This window comes from Aliivibrio wodanis (assembly GCF_052920805.1).
Genome location: NZ_JBREXA010000002.1, coordinates 141,026 through 164,893, shown reverse-complemented (window position 1 = coordinate 164,893; position 23,868 = coordinate 141,026). Strand labels below are relative to the sequence as shown.

Sequence of the window (23,868 nt, the reverse complement as noted above, 5' to 3'; positions counted from 1 at the left end):
TGTGATTTTGCTCTCGGATCTGTCCTGAGCATATTCTTTCTGTTAGAATCTGCCTCAAGTTTTATTAGTGGTGTTAAAGAATGTCAGACAACAGCCAAAAGAAAGTCATCGTCGGTATGTCCGGTGGTGTAGATTCTTCAGTATCAGCCTATCTACTTCAGCAACAAGGATACCAAGTTGAAGGTCTTTTCATGAAAAACTGGGAAGAAGATGACAACGAGGAATATTGTACTGCTGCCGAAGATTTAGCCGATGCACAAGCGGTGTGTGACAAATTAGGTATTCACCTTCACACCATTAACTTTGCATCTGAATACTGGGATAACGTTTTTGAATATTTCTTAGAGGAATACAAAGCGGGCCGTACGCCAAACCCTGATATCCTATGTAATAAAGAAATCAAATTTAAAGCTTTCTTAGAATTTGCTGATGAAGTACTAGATGCTGATTTCATTGCTATGGGTCACTACGTTCGTCGTACTTTCCCAACAGCAGAAGAAATCGCTAATGGCGCTAAGCCAGAAATGCTTCGTGGTTTAGATTCAAACAAAGATCAAAGCTACTTCCTATACACATTAAGCTCAGATCAAGTATCTCGCAGCCTATTCCCTGTTGGTGAATTAGAAAAACCAGAAGTACGCCGCATTGCTGAAGAGCAAGATTTGATCACAGCGAAGAAAAAAGATTCTACTGGTATCTGCTTTATTGGTGAGCGTAAATTCACTGAATTTTTAGGCAAATACTTACCAGCACAACCAGGTAATATCGAAACCCCAGAAGGTAACATCATTGGTCAACACCAAGGTTTGATGTACCACACTCTAGGCCAACGTAAAGGGTTACACATCGGTGGCTCTAAAGGCGGCGGCGGTAACGAAGACCCATGGTTCGTTGGTGAAAAAGATTTAAAACGTAATGTGTTAATTGCCGTTCAAGGTAAAGATCACCCATTACTAAAATCTCAAGGCCTATTAGCTTCTCAACTGCACTGGGTTGATCGCACTCCGATTAAAGCCCCATTGAGCTGCACGGTGAAAACACGTTACCGTCAAACTGATATCCCTTGTACTATCATCCCTATTGATGATGAAAACATTAAAGTGATTTTTGATGAAGCACAAATTGCAGTGACTCCTGGTCAATCTGCTGTTTTCTACTCAGGTGAAATTTGCCTAGGTGGCGGTATCATCGAAGAGCGTATTTAAGGAGTTCCGAGCGTGGCTAACACTTTATTTGACAGAACCATTGCATTTGCTGGCATTTGCCAAGCGGCAAGCTTAGTACAAAAAATGGCGAAAGATGGGCACTGTGATCAAGCTGCGTTTGATACTGCTATTCAATCTATTTTAGAAACCAATCCAAATAACACCGTTGCGGTATACGGCAACGAAGCTAATTTGCGCATTGGTTTAGAATGTCTAGTTCGAGATTTTGACAATACACCTTCAGGTAGTGAATTAACTCGCTACTTGATCAGTTTAATGGCGCTAGAGCGCAAACTTGCAGGCCATCGTGATGGTATGAGCAAGCTTGGTGAACGCATTAGTACCATTGAGCGTCAACTTGAACATTTTGATATTCACGATGAACAAATGCTCAGTAACATTGCCAGTATTTATTTAGATGTGATCAGCCCTATGGGCCCTCGCATCCAAGTTACTGGCACACCATCTATCTTACAACAATCAATGACACAGCATAAAGTACGTTCCCTGCTACTTTCAGGTATTCGTTCAGCTGTATTATGGCGTCAAACAGGTGGCAAGCGTCGCCATTTGATTTTTGGCCGTAAGAAAATGGTAGAACAAGCAAAAATTATTTTAGCTCGAATTTAAAAAATTAAAGCCTACTTGAATCTCAGGTAGGCTTTATCCTTTAACCTTTATAGATATCTAGGAGATTCACATGGAATTGTCAGCATTAACTGCTGTTTCACCTGTAGATGGTCGCTACGGAAGTAAAACAATTTCTCTACGCAGCATCTTTAGTGAGTACGGCTTACTAAAGTACCGCACTGTTGTTGAAGTTCGTTGGCTTCAAAAATTAGCAGCTACGCAATCGATTGCGGAAGTGGCTACATTAAGCGCAGAAGCGAATCAATTCTTAGATAATATCGCAGCTAACTTCTGTGAAGAAGACGCTATGCGTATCAAAGAAATTGAACGCACTACTAACCACGATGTTAAAGCTGTTGAATATTTCCTTAAAGAAAAAGTTGCTGAAGTTCCTGAGCTTCACGCTATCAATGAGTTCATCCACTTTGCATGTACTTCAGAAGACATCAACAACACATCTCACGCTCTAATGCTTAAAGAAGCACGTGATACTGTGATTCTTCCTGAAATCCGTAACGTTATTGATGCAATTAAAGCATTAGCTAACGAGTACCGTGACATTCCACTTCTTTCTCGTACACACGGCCAGCCAGCTTCTCCATCTACTATGGGTAAAGAAATGGCTAACGTTGCGTACCGTATGGAACGTCAATATAAGCAAATCGAAAACGTTGAGATCTTAGCAAAAATCAACGGCGCTGTAGGTAACTATAACGCTCACCTTTCTGCTTACCCAGATGTTGATTGGCATGCATTTAGCGAAGAGTTCATCACTGAATCTCTAGGCGTTAACTGGAATCCATACACAACTCAAATTGAACCGCATGACTACATTGCTGAGCTATTTGATGCGATTGCACGTTTCAACACTATCCTTCTTGATTTTGACCGTGATGTTTGGGGCTACATTGCTCTTGGTCACTTCAAACAAAAAACGATTGCTGGCGAAATCGGCTCTTCAACTATGCCGCATAAAGTTAACCCAATCGATTTTGAAAACTCAGAAGGTAACCTAGGTCTTGCTAACGCTATCTTTAGCCACCTAGCACAAAAATTACCAGTATCTCGCTGGCAGCGTGATCTAACTGACTCAACGGTTCTTCGTAACCTAGGTGTTGGTTGTGGCTACGCTATCATTGCATACACGTCGACTCTAAAAGGCATTAGCAAATTAGAAATCAACCGTGCTGCACTTGAAGCTGAACTAGATAAAAACTGGGAAGTTCTTGCAGAACCTGTACAAACAGTTATGCGTCGTTACGGCATCGAAAAGCCATACGAAAAACTAAAAGAGCTGACTCGTGGTAAGCGTATCGACGGCGAAGGCATGCGTGCATTCATCGACGGTTTAGAAATCCCTGCAGATGAGAAAGTTCGTCTAAAAGAGATGACGCCAGCAAACTACATCGGTCAAGCTATCGAGTTAACTGATAAGCTGTAATCTTTACGGTTATTTTTAACCAGATAGATTAACAAGCACTAAAAAGCCCTGTATCAAACGCCTTTAAAGCGTACTGTTACAGGGCTTTTTTATTCAGTTTTTTCTTATTAGAGATGATGCTAATTACATCACACACTCTTGCATATCTTTTGCGCGTTCAATCCCTTTTTCAATTAAGCTTTGTGCTTGCTCATTTGAGAGAGTTGCCATCACTTTATTCACCAGACCTTCCGCAGTGGATTCTGATGACGCTTCAACCAAACAGCTATAGGCATTAGCAATATGCTCTTTCACTTCAATTAAGGCTTCAGGGTTGCTGTAATCCGCATTTAACGCTTCATCGATTGACTCTGCAAATTCAGTCGCTGATACAGCTGCATCACCAAACTGTTCAATGTTCAATTCACTAAAATCCACAGATTCTAATTTTGATTGAGCTATATCCACTGCTTTATTTGCTGCGTCTTGTGCTTTATCAATCGCTTCGTTTGCATCTTCACAGCCTACTAAAACAATAGAAAATAACAAAGGTAACAATAGTTTTTTATTCATTTTTTCTCACTATAAAATTACAAATACCATCAAAACAGACTAACAGAAAATCACTCAAATAAGATAATTAGCATGTGTCTAAGTGTTAATGAAAGAGTATAAACTCACCAATATGAACTCAACCTGAACCATCTTACTTAATTTAATAGTCTATAATCTCTAATGTATATGAGCCTCAAGCCGATACTTGATTATATAAAATCACTCGGAGTTTACAGAGTTATGTTCAAATCAATAAAAACACGCATCGCCATTAGCGCCGGATTGGCTATATTTATCACTCTTAGTACAGCCATGTTTTTTACAACTGTCTCTTATAATAAAGTAAACAAAGAAATTACAAAAAATGTTTCATTACAGTTAACAGATAATATTGATTATAAATTATTATCAATTGCTAACCAGCAAAGAGCCGAACTTAACGGTTTATTTGCCCCTGTTATAAGTAATTTACAGCAATTAAAGTCAGTATTAGAACTCTCTAATAGTAATCAAGTCGAAGCTAACATTCTTATTCAACAATTTATGGCTTCATTACATATTCAAAATAAAAGTGTCTTTGCTGGTTATATGGTATGGGAAGAGAAGAACTTCCTTCAAGATAATTCGGAGTTAACTCAGAAAGCGACGAATAAAGATGGGTTCTTATCTCCTTTTTTCTCACCGATAGGTTCTGATTTTGAAGCTATTGGAATGGATAGCTTCAAAAATAGGAAAATGAATCAAAATGGGGAACGAATTGACGAATGGCACTTAGCTCCATTTGAAACTGGCGAACAATTTGTTATGGAACCGTATTATTATAATGTTAGAGGTAATGAAGAATTAATAACAACAATAAGTCTACCGCTACGCCACAATGATCATATTGTGGGATCACTTGGCTTTGATTGGTCAGTAAAAGACTTTCAAGCTATTAGCCAAAAAGCAGCAAAGTCAACAGGGCTTAGTAATGCCATCGTTTCGATTGTCTCTTGGGATGGGCGATTTCTCTCTTTTAGTCAAGATAAAAACTTAGTTGGAGAAAAAATCAAAGATGAATTTGCTCAAAACTGGCCATCAATTCAACAAAAACTAAAAAGCACATCTACGTTCTTAAGTGATATGGGTGATTACAAAGTTGCTGTTTCATCAATAGAAACAGGTGCTAAACCATGGGTTGTTATGGTTTCAGTTCCTAAAACAGTGCTTGAAAAAGAGATCACTGATTTTAATCAGCTGAGTACTGAACTTAGTCAGGGTGCATTATTAAATGGCTTATTAAGTGGTTTTATCTCATCAATTATTGGGATTGCTATTATTTTCATTTTAGCTAAAAGCATTGGTGCGTCTTTACTTGAGCTCACTTCTCGCTTTGAAAACATAGCACAAGGTGATGGTGATTTAACTCAACGCATTAGTATTGACTCTAAAGATGAAATTGGTCAATTGGCTTTCTGGTTCAATACTTTTATAGAAAAAGTTCAACATACACTTCATAACGCAAAAAATACGGCAGAATTAGTCTCTCAATCCTCAATGAATACCATGGCCGAAACTGAAAAATCACAATTGAAACTTCAAAATCAAGTAAATGAAGTTACTCAATTAGCAACCGCTATTAATGAAATGAGCGCAACAGCACAAGAAGTTGCTTCTTCTGCATTACAAGCTGCAACAGCAGCAAGCCAAATTCAAGCAAGTAGTGAAGATGGACAGAAAATAATGAATAATGCCGCAGCTTCTGTTGAAGAGTTGGCACGCTTCATTAATGAAGCCCAAGAGCAAGTGATTAATTTAGCTTCATCAAGCAATGATATTCAAAAAATTCTTATTGAAATCGGTGGTATTGCAGAACAAACAAACTTATTGGCATTAAATGCTGCGATTGAAGCAGCTAGAGCTGGCGAACAAGGACGTGGATTTGCTGTTGTTGCCGATGAAGTTCGTAACCTAGCAAGTCGTACACAAAGCTCAACACAAGAAATTAATAGTATGCTTGCGATATTACAACAAAATACTCAAGGTATTGTGACGGTAATGGAAAGTAGTCAAAAGCAGGCATTAGAAACTAAAGAAGAGACCTTAATTGCACAGAAAAACCTACAAGAAATTAATGCTGCAATTCTTGTAGCCAATGACATGAATAACCAAATTGCTTCAGCCGCAGAAGAGCAAAGCTCTGTCTCTGAAGAGATAAATCGCAATGTCACAAGTATTAACGAAGCCGCTGATGAAGTTCTTTCTGATATGCAAACTTCGTTAAATGACACTGCTGAGCTAACAAAAGAAAGTCATTCACTAACTCAGAAATTAAGTGAATTTAAAACTCAATAGATTTTGAAAACTAGAATCTAATTTAATTAAGCCATGCTTTATTTTTATTGCATGGCTTTTTTATTTATCCAAATCCGCATGAACTTTATGAACAAAATTCGTTTAATGTTCTAAATAGCCATTATCATTTCTATCTAGCCAAAACCCCCTCAAGCACATAACATTTACGCAACAACTAAGAAAAAGCAGTCCCCCCTACTCTCAAGTTTCACACCATAACTACAGAGAAACTTGGACACATAAGGAAATGTTATTCATGCTTACTTCATTTAAAAAACAAGTCACCGCGTCAATGATTGCAGCAACCTTTGCTCTTTCAGGCTCAGCTATCGCAGCAGATCTTGAAAAAATTCACTTCATTATCCCTGGTGGTGCTGGTGGCGGTTGGGATATGACCGCTCGTGGTACTGGTGATGTATTACTTAAATCAGACATCATTGAACAAGCGTCATATCAAAACCTTTCAGGTGGCGGCGGCGGTAAAGCTATTGCTCATTTAATTGAAACGGCAGAGCGCCAACCAGATACCTTAATGGTGAACTCAACACCTATCGTGATCCGATCGTTAAGTGGGATTTTTCCACAATCGTTCCGCGACTTAACCCCTATTGCAGCGACTATCGCCGATTATGGTGCGATTGTAGTAAATAAAGACTCTAAATATACAAGTTGGGAGCAAGTGGTTGCTGATTTTGAAAAAGATCCTCGCTCAGTAAAAATTGCTGGCGGTTCAGCTCGAGGCAGTATGGATCACCTAGTGGTAGCGGCAGCATTTAAAGGTGAAGGCTTTGATGCAAGAAAAGTACGTTACATTGCGTATGACGCTGGCGGGAAGGCAATGGCAGCACTTCTTTCTGGTGAAACACCTCTACTTTCAACAGGGTTAGGTGAAGTTCTTGAAATGTCGAAAAGTGGTCAAGTACGTATTCTTGCTATCACAGCACCAAAACGTTTAGAAAGTGCGCCAGAAATCCCAACACTAACTGAATATGGCAATGAAACCGTTTTTGCTAACTGGCGTGGTTTCTTCGCAGCTCCAGGTACACCGCAGGCGAAAATCGATGAGTATAGAGAAGCCTTCGATAAGATGTATGAAACGGATCAATGGGCAGTAGTACGAGATCGTAATGGTTGGATTGATAACTACAAAGCGGACAAAGACTTTTATGTTTTCCTTGAAGAACAAGAGCTGCTAATGGGTAACCTAATGCGTGAACTTGGCTTCTTAAAATAATACTACCATTTCAGCTGCCTTGAATAATTAATGATTCCCTCGGATATGGTTCATTAATATTCCTATTATTTCTCCTTGCACTTTACCTGTTCAAGGCAGCCTTTTTCTTACTCTTTTAAATGGATGAATGGAGAGAACTCATGTCGTACTCTAGCTCTTCTCTACTATGCCGAGATCGCGTTGGCGCTATCATTTTTTTACTGGTTTGCTTATGTTATGGCTATCAAACCAGTTTAATTCCTTTATTTCCTGGTGATGAATACGAACCCTTCACTGCTCGAACTCTACCTTACATGCTGACCTTTGCTGGTATTTTTCTTTCATTACTTCTTATTGTCTCAGCACAACCCGATGAAAAAAGCGGTGCAACATTAGACTTTAACTGGAAATTGCTTATTGGTTTTCTAGTTTTAATGGTGCTGTATGGCATTGGCTTAACTTGGCTTGGTTTTGTATTAGCAACAAGTTTATTTCTATTAGCAGGATTCTATCTACTAGGAGAACGTAGAAAACCGGTGTTATTCGGAGCTTCATTTCCTTTCGTTACAGGATTCTGGCTACTTCTTACCAAAGGTTTGGATATCTATCTAGAACCTGGTTATCTTTTTCTTGCTTGGTAACCCCTAGGACTTAATTATGTTAGATGGAATTTTAGCAGGCTTATCAACAGCGATTATGCCAACCAACTTGATGATGGTAATGATCGGCTGTTTTGTCGGTACATTTATCGGTATGTTACCGGGGCTTGGGCCTATTTCTGCCATTGCCTTAATGATCCCAATTAGCTACGGACTTGATCCTGCATCAGGCATGATCTTAATGGCAGGTGTTTATTATGGCGCCGTTTTTGGTGGTTCTACCTCATCAATCCTTATCAATGCCCCCGGCTGTTCATCAACCGTGGTAACCGCATTTGATGGCTACCCAATGGCACAAAAAGGTCAAGCAGGTAAAGCTCTTGCTCTTGCTGCCTACTCCTCTTTTACTGGTGGCACGCTTTCAGCCATTATGCTACTGATTGCAGCTCCAGCGCTTGCTAAAGTGTCTTTGAGTTTTCAATCATCTGATTATTTCGCACTAATGCTAGTCGGTTTATCTGCTGTTGCTGCATTCGCAGGTAAGGGGCAAGTGATTAAAGCATGGATGATGACTATTCTTGGTTTAATGCTTTCAACCGTCGGCATTGATAAAGGCATTGGTGTTGAACGCTTTACCTTTGGCTTAACTGATTTAATGGATGGATTCAGCTTCTTACTGCTTGCAATGGCAACCTTCGCATTAGGGGAAACCTTGATGGGTATATTAAAACCTGAGCAAGACACACGGGATGATGAACAAAATAAAATGTCTGACCTAGGCAGCATGAAAATCACCAAAGAAGAATTTAAAGAAGTTGCCCCTGTTGCTGTTCGTTCATCTATCCTTGGTTTCTTTACTGGCGTATTACCCGGTGCTGGCGCAACCATCGCAGCATTCTTAAGTTATGGAATGGAACGAAATCTAGCACCAAAAGATACAAAAAGAAGAGTTTGGTAAAGGAAGTATTCGTGGGTTAGTTGCTCCTGAATCTGCAAATAATGCCGCATCAAGCGGGTCATTTGTTCCTCTACTTACATTAGGTATTCCTGGATCTGGAACAACCGCTATCATGCTTGGTGCCTTAATCGCTTATGGCATTCAACCAGGTCCAAGACTGTTTGTTGACCACCCAGATATCTTCTGGTCAGTTATTATCTCTATGTACTTTGGTAATATCGTATTAGTGATCCTAAATTTACCCTTAATTCCATACATCTCTAAATTACTTGCCGTACCAAGAACGGTATTGATGCCAATGGTTTTATTCTTCTCAATTACAGGGGTTTACTTAGTCTCATTTAATACCGTTGATGTATTCATCATGATCTTTATTGCGATGGTGGCAATAGCTCTGCGGCTTGCCAATTTCCCACTCGCCCCCTTACTGCTCGGATTCATATTGGGTGGCATGATGGAAGAGAATTTACGTCGAGCATTAATGATCAGTGATGGTGAGTTAAGTTTCTTATGGGAGCGCCCAATTACCTTTAGTTTTACCGCGATTGCTGCAATTGTACTTATTCTTCCGATGGCACTAACGTTTATCAATAACGTTATCCGACCTAAGTTTACAGTAAAGTCATAATCGTCTGACCTAATAGTCTAAATATAGACACCAATACTAAGGATAGTATTGGTGTCTATTTCCCCTGCTGCCATTTCTTTTTTTCATGCTACAATCCCCTTCTATTCATATATCTGAGATTTCACATGCCATTTTCCAAACTTGGGTTAAGCGATCCAATTTTAAAAGCCATCGACGAACTGGGTTATAAAGCCCCAACTCCAATTCAAGAAAAAGCCATTCCCGTTGCGCTTACTGGAAAAAACCTAATTGCAGCCGCGCAAACAGGTACAGGTAAAACAGCCAGTTTTGTATTACCAATTTTAGAAATCCTCAGCGAAGATCCAACTAAGGTTCGAGCTAAACGTATTCGTGCATTAATTTTGACACCGACACGTGAGCTTGCGATTCAAGTTGAAGACAATATTCAAAAATACAGCAAACATATCGATATTTCATCACTAGCTATGTACGGCGGTGTTGACTATAAAAACCAAAAAGAACGCCTAATTGAAGGGGTTGATGTATTGGTTGCCACTCCTGGTCGTCTTCTTGATATGTACACACAACGTGCTATTCACTTTGATGAAATTGAGATTTTAGTTCTTGATGAAGCCGACCGTATGCTAGATATGGGCTTTATTGAAGATATCAATAAAATCATTGAGCGTTTACCGTTAGATCGTCAAAACATGCTGTTCTCTGCAACACTCTCTGATCAAGTGCGTTTTTTAGCTAAAACAGCAGTAAATAATCCAATTGAAATTACTATTTCACCAAAAACAACATCGGCACCGCAAATTGATCAATGGTTAATTACGGTAGATAAAGATAAAAAATCAGCACTGCTTAGTCACTTAATCAAAGAAAATGAGTGGGACCAAGCGCTTATCTTTATTGAAACTAAGCACGGTGCAGCTAAATTAGTAAGCCAATTAGAAAAACGCGGTATTAGAGCAGAAGCATTCCACAGTGGCCGAAGCCAAGATGCTCGTGCAAAAGTACTGAATGATTTTAAAGAAGGTAAATTACAATACCTAGTTGCTACAGGTATTGCTGCTCGTGGTATCGATATCGATGAACTAACACGAGTTGTTAACTACGATTTACCTTTCCCTGCTGATGATTATGTTCACCGTATTGGTCGTACTGGCCGTGCAGGCGCTAAAGGTGAGGCGATCTCATTTGTTTCTCGAGATGATTTTAAAAACTTGTGCATGATTGAAAAACGTCTTGGTCACTTAATTGTGCGTAAAGAAATTCTAGGGTTTGAACCAAAGAAAGACGTGCCAGTTTCAATTTTGAACTTTAAGCCAACAAGAAAACCTGCACCTAAATTCTAATAGTTACTAAAATACTATTAATGAAAAACGCCCATACTTTTTACTCGAAAGAGAAGTGAAAAGCATGGGCGTTTTTATATCGAGTTAATTAAGAGTATTTATAGAAGGTGTTTCAAAGCATGCTCTGCTCTTTCATACCCTAAATCTATCATTTCAGCTGTGCGCTCAAACTCAAACGTACCACACGCATCTCTTGCAATTTCAACTGTAATATCTGGTGGGTAAGCCGCAAGCTTTTGTCTCGCAATGGTACTTTGCATCGCATCGAACGCTTGGTTTGCTATATCATACATACCTAAATCTATTCTTGATGCTTTCTCTGTTAAAGAGCCAAAGTAATCACTCACTTTTCGATGAAACGGCATATCTTCGTCTGGTTCTTTTGCAGAAATATCTACTTGATTGATTTCAAAATCATCAATCTTATGGCTAAGCTCCCCTGCTAAATTAACAGCAAGCGTGATATCAGAATGATCAGCAAAAGTTGGAGCAATAGGTACTGGATTTAACACCCCACCATCAATTAATGTTTTACCATTAAACTCAATTGGCATTAAGTAAAGTGGTAAAGAGATAGAAGCACGAATAGCTTGTAAAAGTGATCCTTTTTGTAACCACACCTCTTTTTCATTACTGATATCAGCGGCCACTGCGGTATAAGGAATTGAAAGATCTTCAATATGTAAATCCCCCAAAATATGGCTAAGGCGATTCATCACTTTATCCCCTTTAATTAAGCCACCTTTACCCCAGTTAAAATCCATTAGAGAGACAATATCAAACTTAGTAATTGTCCTCATCCAAGCTTCAAACTCATCCAGCTTTCCGGCAGCATATACCCCTCCGACAACAGTACCAATAGAGCAACCAGAGACAGATACAATCTCAAAATCATGTTCTTCTAACCAGCGGATCACGCCGATATGAGCAAGACCTCTCGCTCCACCACTTCCAAGAACAAGTGATACTGTTTTCTTCTTCATGGGTTTTCTCCCTTCCATGCTCACTCTGCTTTAATATCCATAAATTGTGCGTTTAACACTTGCTGTAAAGCGTTAGGGGCTAACCCAATATCTAGTCCTCTTTTACCACCACTGACATAGATGGTTTCAAACTGTTCAGCCGTATTATCAATCACTGTTTTCAATCGTTTCTTTTGACCAAGAGGACTAACGCCTCCCATGACGTATCCTGTCGATTTTTGAACCAAAGCAGGATCGGCCATTTTTGCTTTTTTTCCACCAGCAGCTTTAGCAATTAATTTCATACTTAAATGAGCAGCAACAGGAATAATACCAACCACGAGCTCTTTCTCATCCACTTGAACTACTAAGGTTTTAAAAACTTCTTCATCAGGTAAACCCAGTTTTTCGGCAGCTTCTAATCCATACGCTTGAGCTTTTGGATCATGATGATACTCAAGCACTTGATGTTCAATTTTTGCTTTCTTTAATAATTTCGTTGCTGGTGTCATGGCTATTAATACCTTAAAAATAGGGTTACGCCTTAAAGTACGTTCGCTCTGGTCGCCCAACACTGCCATAAGAGAGGTCGGCACTCAATTCTCCAGAGCTAATGAGATATTCTAAATAACGACGCGCTGTCGTTCGGCTCGCGCCAATTAACTCTCCGGCTTGATCTGCTGTTAATTGTTTTTCATTAACAAACAGTTGGCGTACTTTTTCTAATGTTACGCCATCAATACCTTTGGGTAATCTTGCCACGGGCGTTGTCGTGCTAGAATGCAGCATGGCGTCAACCATGGTTTGATCAATATCAACTCGATTAGTAAATTGCTGCTTTTGGCTCAGGTATTTATTAATTGCTTCTTCTAACCGACTAAATATAACAGGCTTTAGCAGATAATCTACCACACCACCACGCATCGCTTCTTGCAGTGTATTCACATCTCTGTCGGCTGTAATTAATATGACATCAGGCGATAACTCTTTTTGGCGCAACTCCCGCAAGATATCAAGTCCATTACCGTCAGGAAGATAAATATCCAATAGCACTAAGTCTGGGTTCAACACATCCAGTAACGTCGTCGCTTCTTCCTTGCTGGCTGCAATTCCTATAACTTCGACATAATCTATTTTATCCAGATTGCGACGATGTATCTCTGCTATGCCAATATCATCTTCTACGATAACGATCTTGATTTTACTGCTCACACAATATCCTTTTGTTTATTCTTTATAAAATTGGTTGCTTTATGAATGCAACTCTTTTGGTAAATAAATGGTCATTAACGTTCCTTTTCCCGCTTCACTTCTGACCGTAAACTCTCCACGATAATGGTCTACTAATTGCTGAATAAGATGTAAACCAACGCCACGCCCTTGTTCCGATTTTGTAGATATTCCTCTTTGGGTTAGCTGTTTAAAGCTAAACGCCTGCGGTAGGCCACATCCTCTGTCTTCTACTTCGATAATCACTTCTTGACCGAAATCAGTCACACTGACAACTATTGGCTCAACATTGCCTTTTAATTGACTTAAGGTTGCATCAAACGCATTGTCGACTAAGTTTCCGATAATCGTCACCATATCTTCAGCACGAATATGCTCAGGTAGATGCGTTAATTGCGTTCCTTCTTCAATCTCCAAAACTAAACCTAGCTCTCTGGCTCTCTCGCTTTTACCAAGCAATACACCAGCTATCATCGGCTCAGATATGCTTTCTCTTAAAAATTCAATTAACTTTTGATAGCGCAGACTTTCTTGTCCAATGATCTGCTGTACTTCTTCAATCTTACCTAATTGAATCAAGCCACTAATGGTATTTAATTTGTTACGATGCTCATGAGTTTGGGAGCGTAATAAATCAGCATATTGTTTGACTTGAGAAAGTTGAGTCGTCAATTCACTGATTTCATCTTTACGTCGAAAACTGGATACGGCTCCAATCACTTCTCCGTCCATTTTAATCAATTCTCGGTTAGCAATAACGGCTTGGCCATTCAGTAGTAACTCAATATCATGCTCTGATTGTTGTGTAACCAAAAGCTTCGTCAAATCACTATCAGGTAACACTTCAATAAATAATCGATTCAAGGCTTGCTTAGGGTCTATACCTAATATGTCACAGGCACTTTTATTAATAGATCTAAGCTTGCCATTAGCGTCAATACTTAACACCCCTTCACGCAGCGTTGAGAGTGTGACTTGTTGTTCTTTATATAAACGCCCAAATGCTTCTGGTTCAAAACCAAAAATAGCTTTTTGAAAACGCCTAGCGACAAAGTTAGCAATAAGTGTATTCGCTAAAATAACTAAAACGGCCATTCCAAGGAAAAAACTGAGGAAGTGAGAGACTTTACTGTCGATGGTTGTTAATAAATAACCGACAGAGACCACTCCAACAATCTCACCATACTCATTAATTATTGGCGTTTTACCACGTACAGAGTGACCTAATGAGCCTTTGGCGTATGATATATAGGACTGCCCTAAATCTAGTGCTTGTTGGTTATCTCCCCCCTGCATCGGCTTTCCAATACGTTCTTTAATCGGATGGGCTATTCGGATCCCTTCTTTATTACCAACCACAATAAAAGCAGCGCCGATAGATGAGCGTAATCGTTCTATTTTTTCTTCAATTAACGAGGGAGCATTTTTCTCAATCGCCATCATCACTAATGGCGACTGAGCAAGAAATCGAGCGATGCCTAACGCTTTATCTCCACTGTCTTGCGATTCCCAATGCTTGATATATAAGAATGCACACACAGATAAAATTAACAGCTTACCTACACCTGAAATGGTCATTACTGTTAATAATCGACGTCTAAAATTCAAATCACGCCAAGACATTCATTCTTCTCTTTTAACTATGCCAAAACAAAGAATATCACAACCCATTAACCTATTCTTAAACCTTGTTCATACTCTTGATCACACCTTATAAATATTTTCATCAATTCCATAGTAAAGTCAGGGAATTAATTCAGTATCACCCTACTTATGTGGTATAAAAAGCGCGCTTCTTTTCAGCATTTTTAACTCTTTCCTAAAAGGTTTCCGTTACTATGAAAAGCGATATTGAGATCTGCCAAACTGCGACACTTACAAGAATGAAAACGATTGCGTCAAACTTAGGGCTGCATGATGATGACATTACGCCACAAGGTCGCTATAAAGCAAAGGTCAATATTGACGCCTTAAAACACCTTGAAGATAAACCAAATGGTAAGTTAATTTTAGTCAGCGCTATCACACCAACGCCACTCGGTGAAGGTAAAACAGTAACGACAATTGGCCTAGCTCAAGGTCTAGCAAAATTAGGTGAATCCGTTAGTGCTTGTATTCGCCAACCTTCAATGGGACCTGTGTTTGGGGTAAAAGGCGGTGCTGCAGGTGGTGGTTATAGCCAAGTAGCTCCGATGGAAGAACTAAATCTTCATTTAACAGGCGATATTCATGCTATTACCGCGGCACATAACTTAGCCTCAGCGGCCATTGATGCTCGTATTTATCATGAGCAACGTCTAGGTTATGAACTGTTCTCTGAAAAGAACGATCTTCCCGCATTACGAATTGATTCTAACCGAGTGGTTTGGAAACGAGTAATGGACCATAACGATCGTGCCCTTCGCATGGTCACTATTGGTAAAAACGAAGAGGGAAAAACCATTAACGGTTATCAACGTGAAGATGGTTTTGATATTACCGCCGCTTCTGAATTGATGGCAATTCTGGCACTGGCGACCGATCTTCAAGATTTACGCCAACGCATTGGTCGTATTGTGGTTGCTTATAATCTTGATGGCGAGCCCGTAACCACTGAAGATCTTCAAGTTGCTGGTGCAATGACGGTAACAATGAAATTTGCTATCAACCCAACCTTGATGCAAACGCTAGAAGGCGTACCGACTTTTGTTCACTCCGGTCCTTTTGCCAATATCGCTCATGGTAACTCTTCTATTATTGCAGACAATATCGCGTTAAAACTGACTGATTATACGGTAACAGAAGGCGGTTTTGGCTCTGATATGGGGTTAGAAAAAGCGTGTAATATTAAGGCCACATTATCAGGTAAAGCGCCAGATTGTGCAGTACTTGTTGCAACTTTACGTGGTATTAAAGCAAACTCTGGTTTATTCCCACTATCTCCAGGTCAAGCCTTACCAAAAGAAATCTTCACTCCAAATCAAGAAGCCTTAGATGCAGGTTTAGATAACTTACAGTGGCACATTAATAACTGTGCTAAATATGGTTTACCTGTTGTTGTGGCTATTAACCGTTTCCCTGAAGATACTCAAGAGGAGTTGGATTTCTTACAACAGTGGGTTTCTGCATTATCCTCTGAAACGAATGTCGATGTTTCTATCAGTGAAGCATTCGTAAAAGGTGGTGAAGGCGCAAAAGAACTGGCTTCAAAAGTGGTTACCGCTTGTAAAAAAACGACTCAATTCACGCCGTTATACACCAGTGATATGAGTTTATTTGATAAGCTAAATGCGGTTGCAATTAAAGGTTATGGTGCTGAGCGTATTGAGCTATCAGAAAAAGCACAGCAACAGCTAGAAACAGTTTGAAAAATTAGGTTACCAATCTCTCTCTGTCTGTATGGCAAAGACACCAGCCTCTATTTCAACAGATGGTAATATCAAAGGTGCACCAACAGATTTCATTGTCCCTATTCGTGAATTAAAACTGTGTGCAGGTGCAGGCTTTATTTATGCACTGTGCGGCAATGTCATGACCATGCCGGGTTTACCAGAAAAGCCAGCATTTATGAATTTAGATATTGATACAGATGGAAACATAACTGGACTTAGCTAAGATCACATAACTTAATATAGATCATATTCTATGTGCTACATTTACTGTTAATCTAGCTTCAACTTTTTATACAAATTTACTTATAATTTTTGAGGTTATCCTGATGGATATGACAAATGCTCAACGCTTAATTCTTTCAAACCAGTATTATTTGATGTCACAGATGGATCCTGCAAATGCAGAAAAATACCAACGCCAACAGCTGATCGTTGAACGTGGTTATGAACTGCAAATCCGTGAATTAGATAAAGACTTTGGTTGCATTACAGAAGCAGAATGTCGTGAGATCATCGACTTCATGGAGATGTACCATGCAATGCAAGAGTCTTACAATATGTTGGTTCCTGAGTGCCAAGCAAAAGTAGACGCGCGTCGTCTTCAATTTTTAGGCTTTGATATTGCAACAGAAGCACAGCAAGTGAACTACGTTCGTTTCCTAACAACTTCTGAAGGTTTATACCCTCAGTTTGATAAAGCGGATCACCACTTCAATAGCCAAATGACAATGACTGATAAATATCGTCGTATGCTAACAACATGGCGCAACTGCCCACGTCAATACCACTTATGTTCAACAGAAATGGCGCAAATCTTTAACGCTTAATTTCTATATAAATAAGAGTAAGCATAAGTAACCGATTAAAATCCTCGCACTGGCGGGGATTTTTTATGCCTATCATTTATTGTTATCACTGAAACGAAAAAATCCTCACTGACGGATCAGTGAGAATTTAGACTTTCTAACCTGATTATAATTAACAACCCCCCCTTAAATAGGATCATCAGCATAATCATCATTTAGAAACTAGGTTTACCAACTATAAGAAGCACCAACTACGAATGCGTTGTTGTAGTTGTCAGCTTGGTTACGGTACTCAACGTATGGTTGAACACCTTCTTTCTTATTCCATGTTGCACGAAGCTCGTGGTCCATAGATTCACCTTCAATCATATATACATTGTTGTAGCTTAACGTTAGTTCAGATTCAAGCAGTGTATATGCTACGCGGTTATCCATGCGGTAATCTGTTTTAGCATCGCCATCAGTTGCATCAATGTGAGCACGAGTACGGTTAGAGATAGAGATACCATTATCGAAGTTGTAGCCAATTTTCACTAATGGGCGATATTGCACTTCTTTACCGTTCGCCATTAGGTGATGGTAACCTACAGCCATCCATAAATTTTCGTTAATAGAGAATGATTGCTCTGCACCTAATGTTACGTATGCTGGAGAGTTTGATTTAACACCATCATCATTTTTTAGTGTGCCTAGTTGAATACCATCGAACTCTGTTAATAGTGTTAGACCACCAAATGCATTATCAAACGTATGACCCGCTTCTAGCGTCGATGTCATGCTTGAACCATGAAGATCACTATCATGTGCTTGTACGTTACCTGTTACATAAGTTGAGTCAGCCATTGCTGCACTAGAAAGAAGAATCGCAGGAACGATAAGTGCTAATGTTGATTTTTTCATGTGATATACCCTATATAAACTACTGGTTTGATTCTTCTAATTGAAACCATCAATATATTAAAATCAAACTCTAAAATTTCGTTGTCCATTCGTGTTGCTCTGAATCCATTGAGATCAATAATGCCCTATTAATTCGCGATGCAAAATTAATCCTATTCATTGTTTGATCCACTTCAAAAATAGTCTACGTAAAAATATATAAAACGATATTAAACAAGTAGATATATTGAAATATTGGTTTTATAATTTAGATTAAATGTCAAATACCAATGGTAAGATCACATTTTTCATAGCGATAATTAACAGTTAGAGTGATCACGATCTCTCTATTTTGAGAACAAAAAAGGTCTTGTTAGCTTCTATTAGGGGCTGTATTTGAAGTAAGTCACATTATTAATTTTGAGGCTAAAATTAAATAGACGTAGATATTTTTTATTAGGGGGTCTTTTTATTCTAGAAATGAAGAAGTAAACTGCTGCCTTAATCTAACTTTAGGTGTAACCATGTCTTATCAATGCCCTTTATGCCAACACGCATTGCATTTTGCCAACAATCAATACCGTTGTGAAAACAACCACCAATTTGACAATGCAAAAGAAGGTTACGTTAACCTAATGCCTGCTCATCATAAGCGCTCTAAGAATCCTGGTGATAATAAAGAGATGATGCAAGCAAGGCGTGCTTTTCTAGAGGCGGGACATTATCAACCGATGCAGCAACACGTTGCTAATTTATGTCAGCAATATATAACGGATGATTCTGCAAGCCTGCTTGATATTGGTTGTGGTGAAGGCTATTACACTTCAAAAATTGCTGAGCAGCTTGATGGTGAAAATACAAATGTCTTTGGACTCGATATTTCAAAAGTTGCTATTAAGTATGCTGCAAAACGTTATCTAAATTGCCAATTTAGCGTTGCTTCAAGCCACCGTTTGCCTTTTTCTGATCTAAGTTTAGATGGCATTGTACGTATTTATGCACCATGCAAAGCAGAAGAACTGCACCGTACAATTAAAGATAACGGATACCTAATTACCGTAACGCCTGCAAGTCATCATCTATATGAACTTCGTGAAGGTGTTTATGGTGATGTTCGTCTACATGATGAAGAAGCGGAAGAGATTGCCGGATTTGATCTTATTGAAGAGAAAAAATTAACTTACGATATGCACCTAAATGGTCTAGAAGCTCTGCATTTATTGGATATGACGCCTTTTGCATGGAAAGCGACAGCAGAATTTAAGGGCGAATTGAAAGAGAAAACTGCATTTGATTGTAAAGCCGACTTTATGATTAGAGTTTATAAAAAATCTTAATATTCATATAACTATACCTACTATTACCACCATCAAAGATCTTAAATAATATCTTCAGATGGTGGTCATTTTATCATTTACTTTTCAGAATGAGCATTGGCATTTGCGATATTTTGATCAACCTTTTGTAGCCCACTATCTCCTGCTCTGAGTTCTTTATCTTTAAGTAGTGATTGTTTTAGCAACGCCGCATATAAAGGCTGCCCACCTAATGCCTGAGCAATAAATGTTGCCCCTAAACAAGTCACTAATAATGGAAGAATAAGCTGATAATTATTAGTCATTTCTACTACAAGAATAATCCCAGTAACTGGTGCTCGAACTGTCGCGGCAAATAACGCTCCCATTCCTGCGATAGCATACACACCTGGCTCAGAAACCCAATCAGGGAACCAAGCAGCCATTACAACACCAAAAGATAGGCCTAATAATGTACCTAATGCGAGCATAGGGGCAAATACCCCACCGGGAGCACCAGAAGAAAAACAAGCAATGGTAACAATAACTCGCAAAATAAAGAAACCAACCATGACCATCCATGCCATCGGGCTATAAAACATCTCTGTGATAATTTCCATACCACTGCCTGATAATTTAGGGATCACCAAGTGCAATAAAGCAAATGTTCCCCCAAATACGGCACCTAGCATAACAAGGCGAGATAATTTATTTTGATGTATTTGTTTTACTTTGCTAGTACCTTTTAAAATCCACTTATTGAAATTAACACCAATAATGCCAAATAAAATACCTAGGAGCGCAAATAAAAACAATGAACGAAGTGGTGGAACATCAAAGCTCGGAATAGTTAAAAAAGCTTCTTGACCATGCAATGATCGCATAACGATAGTAGCGACAGCTGTCGCCAACGTTACACATTTAATTGAAGTTATGTTATACCGAAACTGAGGCCGCATTTCTTCAATAACAAAAAGAATACCCGCTAAAGGAGCATTAAATGCGGCAGCAAGACCCGCAGCTGCACCCGCTGCAGTTAAGATGTGAGAGGCATGATTAAAACGTTTTCCTTTACTTGCAACCATTCGACCTACTGCACCGCCAATTTGTATTGATGGTCCCTCACGTCCAAGCACCATGCCAGAACCAATGGTTAATGTTCCTGCAATAAACTTAACAGGTAACACACGAGCCCAACGAATATCATGCGTACCATCAAGTGCACCTTCAATATGAGGAATACCGCTACCTGCAACTTCAGGGGCAAATCTAAACGTCAGCCAAAAACCGAATGCTGCCATTGCCGCACCAGCAAATACAGCACCAATCGGTGCTAAATATTCAGAATAAGGAAGAGAGTTAATGAAATGCAAGCGCTGCTCAGTAATTAATCGAATCGACGCTTCAAATAAAGCAACGACAGAGCCTGCAATCCCTCCGACTAAAGCAGATAAGAATAATAAAGCATAGTAATCAGCTTGTGATGTTAAGAACTTAGGTGTAGTACGATGTTTTAGCATCCCACCTTGGAAAAAACGAAAATTGGGTGATTTTGGCATTTATTGGATCAACTTAGCACTAAATAGCATGATTAACGTTATCGGAATAAAGATCACAAATAATTATACGCTTGAGCTTCAGATAGACCCTAACCATTTGTACAAACTTAGATTGATTAAATGACCAAGATCGACTTTCCGAACATCTAATACCAATCGTAGTAAATAACTGATCATCCTAGCTAGTTAAAATACTCGATGACTGCGTTGAAATTTTTGATTGTAGAATAACTACTTATCAAAAAAATTCACCTTGTTCTCAAGCATTTTTCCTTCGCGATTTTTGCTCACTTACTTACTGTGATTGGTATAACGGGATAAATGACAGTCGAAAAAAAACCTATTTAATCAAAACATTAAATAGGTTTATAAATATAGCATTCTAGTAGCGGCGACTTCCATCGGAGCGAGTACGCAATAAATTCAATACCCACATATATTGCTCGGGTCGATCTGCTATCAATTGCTCTATTGCATGATTCATTGCTCGAGCATCAGTCTCATCATCACCTGAGGGGAAATTTTCAATAACAGGTAAGACAATAATCTCAAATTTTCCTATTTCAGCATTATAAGATGGAAGCATTGGAACTACTTTCGCTTTTGATATACGAGCTAATTTACCAACCCCTTTAAGGGTAGCTTTTTCAGTTTCAAAAAAAGGCACAAAAACACTATTCTTCGCGCCATGATCTTCATCGGGTAAGTAGTACCCTAAATAACCTGCTTTAATTGCCTTAATTAATGGTTTAATACCAGCACTACGAGGGTAAATCTTACCACCATACTGCATACGCTGAACGTGCATTAACCAATCTGTAATCGGATTTTTTTGGGGCTTCATCATATTAGTCACACGATGACCACGCGATGCTAATAAAATAGCGGGAAAATCAACAGCCCAAGCATGAGGAACCAACGCAATAACATTTTCTTTCTGCTCAAGAAGAGGAAATAAATTATCCCCTCCAACAAACACACCTCTACCTTCATTATAACGACGGCTACGTACTAATAATTCAGAAAAACCCAACATAACTTGAGCAGCTGTCACATAGGTTTTTTCTAATAATTTCTGCTGTTCTTGCTCTGATTTTTCAGGAAAACAAAGTGAAATATTTAACTTTGCACGATTAATAGCACCACTTGGCCTTTTAAGTATTAACTTAACAATTTTCGCTGCCAATTTATCCCTTAATCTAAAAGGAATATAAGCCAAAATAATAGCAAAACCAATCCCTAACCAAGTTGGCCAGTATTTAGGATGAAGAAACACCCATTGAAAAGTTGGGTTATAAATATTTTTATCGACAGTTTCACTCATTAATAGATTCACTTAATTCGTTATTATGAATTGTATACCCAAGTAACTTGGAGAGCCGTATGATATAACAAAGCATTACTGATAGAAACCAAGGAAATAAGAATGACTTTTCAGTTACACCCACGCCTAAAGCAAGATTGTATCGTTCTAGGAAACCTTCCTTTATGCCAAGTATTAATGATTAAAGAAGATATTGGACCTTGGTTAATTTTAGTCCCAAGAATTGCAGATTTGAAAGAAATTCATCATATGACTGATGAACAACAAGTTCAATTTATTAAAGAATCGAGCGCTGTTGCACAGTTATTAGAAGATAATTTTACGCCAGATAAGATCAACATCGGTGCTTTAGGTAACTTAGTTCCTCAACTTCATATTCATCATATTGCACGCTTTACAACTGATTGTGCGTGGCCAGGACCGGTATGGGGCAACACTAATGGAGTGATAAGAGAGCAATCAGATTTACTTTATTTAATTGAAAAGCTTCGTGAAAAATTAAGTACGCTACTAGGGTTTAAACAATAATAAAGAATGAGATAATAAAAAGGCAGACCTATTTAGATCTGCCTTTCTTTTTATTTTAATTTATGTACACGATTATACGCTTTGAAGCTCATCCCATAGATCGGCAACAATAATGCGATCAGCGGGTGCTAATTCTGATTTTGCAGCGTCAAGACTGTCATTGATGTGTGCTTTTAATACTTCAGTATCACTTACGCCTTGCTCTTCACATTTAGCAACTGATAGCGAAATATGTCCACGTAAATAGCCACCTGCAAATAACTCATCATCCGATGCTGTTTCAATTCGAGCATCAATCAGTTCAAGCATTTTTTCTTCAAATTCAATGATCATCTTTTTCCTATTGGACAATAAATTGTTTTTTAGTTAGTGGAGTGACTTGATAAAACTTACGCAACGCATTTGATAAAGCTTCTACACGCGGAGGTAATCCATCATCTAAAATTCCCATCACTTCATTATGTACTGTAGCCATGAATGCTAAACGATCTGGTTCAAAATCGCCATTTAAGTTGTCACAACTCACGTTAAATTTTAATCCTGCACTTAGTGAAAGGATCCATTCATACGCTTGAGGGGCGAATCTCTACTTTTTCGAACTCAGATTGAACTTGCTCTGTTCTACCATCTGGTTCATACCAATAGCCAAAATCTTCCAATAGACGACGTTCAGGGCCAGCGACGCACCAATGGGCAATCTCATGCATGCCTGATTGATAAAAGCCACGAGCAAAAACAATTCTATGGTAATTAACCTTATCATCTGCAGGTAAATAAATTGGTTCATCCCCACCTAATTCAAGCCTAGTATTAAACGAATGAGAAAATGTTGAATTAAAGACAGAAATTAAATCTTGGTACTGATGATTCATAGATGCTGTGCCGTATAACCATATAAAATTGATGGCTATTCTACCCTTTGTTCTCTATTTTGTCTTTCTCTTCTAATTTATCGATACTTCGGATAAGTTTATCTAATGAAAAGATTTTCAGAATAGTTTTTTTCATTCGTAATAGGCGTTAACATTTCATAAAATCCTTCTCTAATTT

General features: G+C 38.8%; 19 protein-coding genes and 3 pseudogenes. 12 read left to right on the top strand and 10 right to left on the bottom strand.

The genetic code is table 11. From position 1 onward, the window contains the following. Positions 1-80: 80 nt before the first annotated feature. The 3 genes from mnmA (at position 81) to purB (ending at position 3,276) form a co-directional block, all read left to right on the top strand. Positions 81-1,205, top strand: coding sequence for a tRNA 2-thiouridine(34) synthase MnmA (gene mnmA / locus ACU5DF_RS08690; protein WP_446712577.1), 1,125 nt, complete (start codon positions 81-83; stop codon positions 1,203-1,205). A 12-nt stretch (positions 1,206-1,217) separates the two neighbouring features. Beyond that, complete coding sequence (gene hflD / locus ACU5DF_RS08685; RefSeq protein WP_446704351.1) at positions 1,218-1,835, top strand: high frequency lysogenization protein HflD; 618 nt, start codon at positions 1,218-1,220, stop codon at positions 1,833-1,835. 70 nt (positions 1,836-1,905) lie between these two features. Beyond that, entirely contained in the window at positions 1,906-3,276 is a 1,371-nt protein-coding gene (gene purB, locus ACU5DF_RS08680) for an adenylosuccinate lyase (RefSeq protein ID WP_446712576.1), read from the top strand. Positions 3,277-3,399: 123 nt separating this feature from the next. Here purB and ACU5DF_RS08675 read toward each other — a convergent pair whose 3' ends face one another. After that, positions 3,400-3,828, bottom strand: coding sequence for a hypothetical protein (locus tag ACU5DF_RS08675; RefSeq protein ID WP_446712575.1), 429 nt, complete (start codon positions 3,826-3,828; stop codon positions 3,400-3,402). A 222-nt stretch (positions 3,829-4,050) separates the two neighbouring features. Here ACU5DF_RS08675 and ACU5DF_RS08670 point away from each other — a divergent pair, with 222 nt between their 5' ends. The 5 genes and pseudogenes from ACU5DF_RS08670 (at position 4,051) to ACU5DF_RS08650 (ending at position 10,864) form a co-directional block, all read left to right on the top strand. Beyond that, positions 4,051-6,144, top strand: a complete 2,094-nt coding sequence (locus ACU5DF_RS08670; RefSeq protein ID WP_446712574.1) for a methyl-accepting chemotaxis protein — start codon at positions 4,051-4,053, stop codon at positions 6,142-6,144. A gap of 256 nt (positions 6,145-6,400) precedes the next feature. Beyond that, positions 6,401-7,378, top strand: a complete 978-nt coding sequence (locus ACU5DF_RS08665) for a tripartite tricarboxylate transporter substrate binding protein (RefSeq protein ID WP_446712573.1) — start codon at positions 6,401-6,403, stop codon at positions 7,376-7,378. 119 nt (positions 7,379-7,497) lie between these two features. Beyond that, entirely contained in the window at positions 7,498-7,998 is a 501-nt protein-coding gene (locus ACU5DF_RS08660; protein WP_446704355.1) for a tripartite tricarboxylate transporter TctB family protein, read from the top strand. 16 nt (positions 7,999-8,014) lie between these two features. Beyond that, positions 8,015-9,542: pseudogene (locus ACU5DF_RS08655) on the top strand (tripartite tricarboxylate transporter permease). Positions 9,543-9,667: 125 nt separating this feature from the next. Then, positions 9,668-10,864 carry a DEAD/DEAH box helicase gene (locus tag ACU5DF_RS08650; protein ID WP_446704356.1) on the top strand — a complete coding sequence of 399 codons (1,197 nt, stop codon included), beginning with the start codon at positions 9,668-9,670 and terminating at the stop codon, positions 10,862-10,864. A 98-nt stretch (positions 10,865-10,962) separates the two neighbouring features. Here ACU5DF_RS08650 and ACU5DF_RS08645 read toward each other — a convergent pair whose 3' ends face one another. The 4 genes from ACU5DF_RS08645 to ACU5DF_RS08630 are packed head-to-tail and all read right to left on the bottom strand — an operon-like array spanning position 10,963 to position 14,679. Then, positions 10,963-11,847: a patatin-like phospholipase family protein gene (locus ACU5DF_RS08645; protein ID WP_446712572.1), complete on the bottom strand. Its 885-nt coding sequence runs from the start codon at positions 11,845-11,847 to the stop codon at positions 10,963-10,965. 20 nt (positions 11,848-11,867) lie between these two features. Continuing rightward, positions 11,868-12,338 (bottom strand): Cys-tRNA(Pro) deacylase, encoded by a 471-nt coding sequence (gene ybaK / locus ACU5DF_RS08640; protein WP_446712571.1) that lies wholly within the window; start codon positions 12,336-12,338, stop codon positions 11,868-11,870. A gap of 25 nt (positions 12,339-12,363) precedes the next feature. Next, positions 12,364-13,038 (bottom strand): response regulator, encoded by a 675-nt coding sequence (locus ACU5DF_RS08635; RefSeq protein ID WP_446712570.1) that lies wholly within the window; start codon positions 13,036-13,038, stop codon positions 12,364-12,366. Positions 13,039-13,077: 39 nt separating this feature from the next. Continuing rightward, complete coding sequence (locus ACU5DF_RS08630) at positions 13,078-14,679, bottom strand: ATP-binding protein (protein ID WP_446712569.1); 1,602 nt, start codon at positions 14,677-14,679, stop codon at positions 13,078-13,080. Positions 14,680-14,894: 215 nt separating this feature from the next. Between ACU5DF_RS08630 and ACU5DF_RS08625 the strand changes: the two are divergent. Both ACU5DF_RS08625 and ACU5DF_RS08620 read left to right on the top strand, forming a co-directional pair. Next, positions 14,895-16,650 (top strand): annotated as a pseudogene (locus ACU5DF_RS08625) (formate--tetrahydrofolate ligase). Between the two features lie 103 nt (positions 16,651-16,753). Continuing rightward, positions 16,754-17,254: a YfbU family protein gene (locus ACU5DF_RS08620; RefSeq protein ID WP_045102578.1), complete on the top strand. Its 501-nt coding sequence runs from the start codon at positions 16,754-16,756 to the stop codon at positions 17,252-17,254. Between the two features lie 207 nt (positions 17,255-17,461). Here the strand turns inward: ACU5DF_RS08620 and ACU5DF_RS08615 are convergent, their stop codons facing one another. After that, positions 17,462-18,133, bottom strand: coding sequence for an oligogalacturonate-specific porin KdgM family protein (locus tag ACU5DF_RS08615; RefSeq protein ID WP_045102579.1), 672 nt, complete (start codon positions 18,131-18,133; stop codon positions 17,462-17,464). Between the two features lie 503 nt (positions 18,134-18,636). Between ACU5DF_RS08615 and rlmA the strand changes: the two genes are divergently transcribed. Then, on the top strand, positions 18,637-19,449 hold the full coding sequence (rlmA, locus tag ACU5DF_RS08610; RefSeq protein ID WP_446712568.1) for a 23S rRNA (guanine(745)-N(1))-methyltransferase: 813 nt from the start codon (positions 18,637-18,639) through the stop codon (positions 19,447-19,449). A 77-nt stretch (positions 19,450-19,526) separates the two neighbouring features. On the opposite strand, the gene clcA is transcribed toward rlmA, so the two are convergent. After that, positions 19,527-20,966, bottom strand: a complete 1,440-nt coding sequence (gene clcA, locus ACU5DF_RS08605) for a H(+)/Cl(-) exchange transporter ClcA (RefSeq protein WP_446712567.1) — start codon at positions 20,964-20,966, stop codon at positions 19,527-19,529. Positions 20,967-21,348: 382 nt separating this feature from the next. Further along, complete coding sequence (gene lpxM, locus ACU5DF_RS08600) at positions 21,349-22,290, bottom strand: lauroyl-Kdo(2)-lipid IV(A) myristoyltransferase (RefSeq protein ID WP_446712566.1); 942 nt, start codon at positions 22,288-22,290, stop codon at positions 21,349-21,351. Positions 22,291-22,392: 102 nt separating this feature from the next. On the opposite strand from lpxM, the gene ACU5DF_RS08595 reads away from it, so the two are divergent. Continuing rightward, a complete protein-coding gene (locus tag ACU5DF_RS08595) occupies positions 22,393-22,818 on the top strand; it encodes an HIT domain-containing protein (RefSeq protein ID WP_446712565.1) in 426 nt (141 codons plus the stop codon). Positions 22,819-22,890: 72 nt separating this feature from the next. Here ACU5DF_RS08595 and ACU5DF_RS08590 read toward each other — a convergent pair whose 3' ends face one another. Next, positions 22,891-23,151: a YfcL family protein gene (locus tag ACU5DF_RS08590; protein WP_045102584.1), complete on the bottom strand. Its 261-nt coding sequence runs from the start codon at positions 23,149-23,151 to the stop codon at positions 22,891-22,893. Positions 23,152-23,158: 7 nt separating this feature from the next. Further along, a pseudogene (locus ACU5DF_RS08585) lies at positions 23,159-23,690 on the bottom strand (elongation factor P hydroxylase). Between the last annotated feature and the right edge of the window lie 178 nt (positions 23,691-23,868).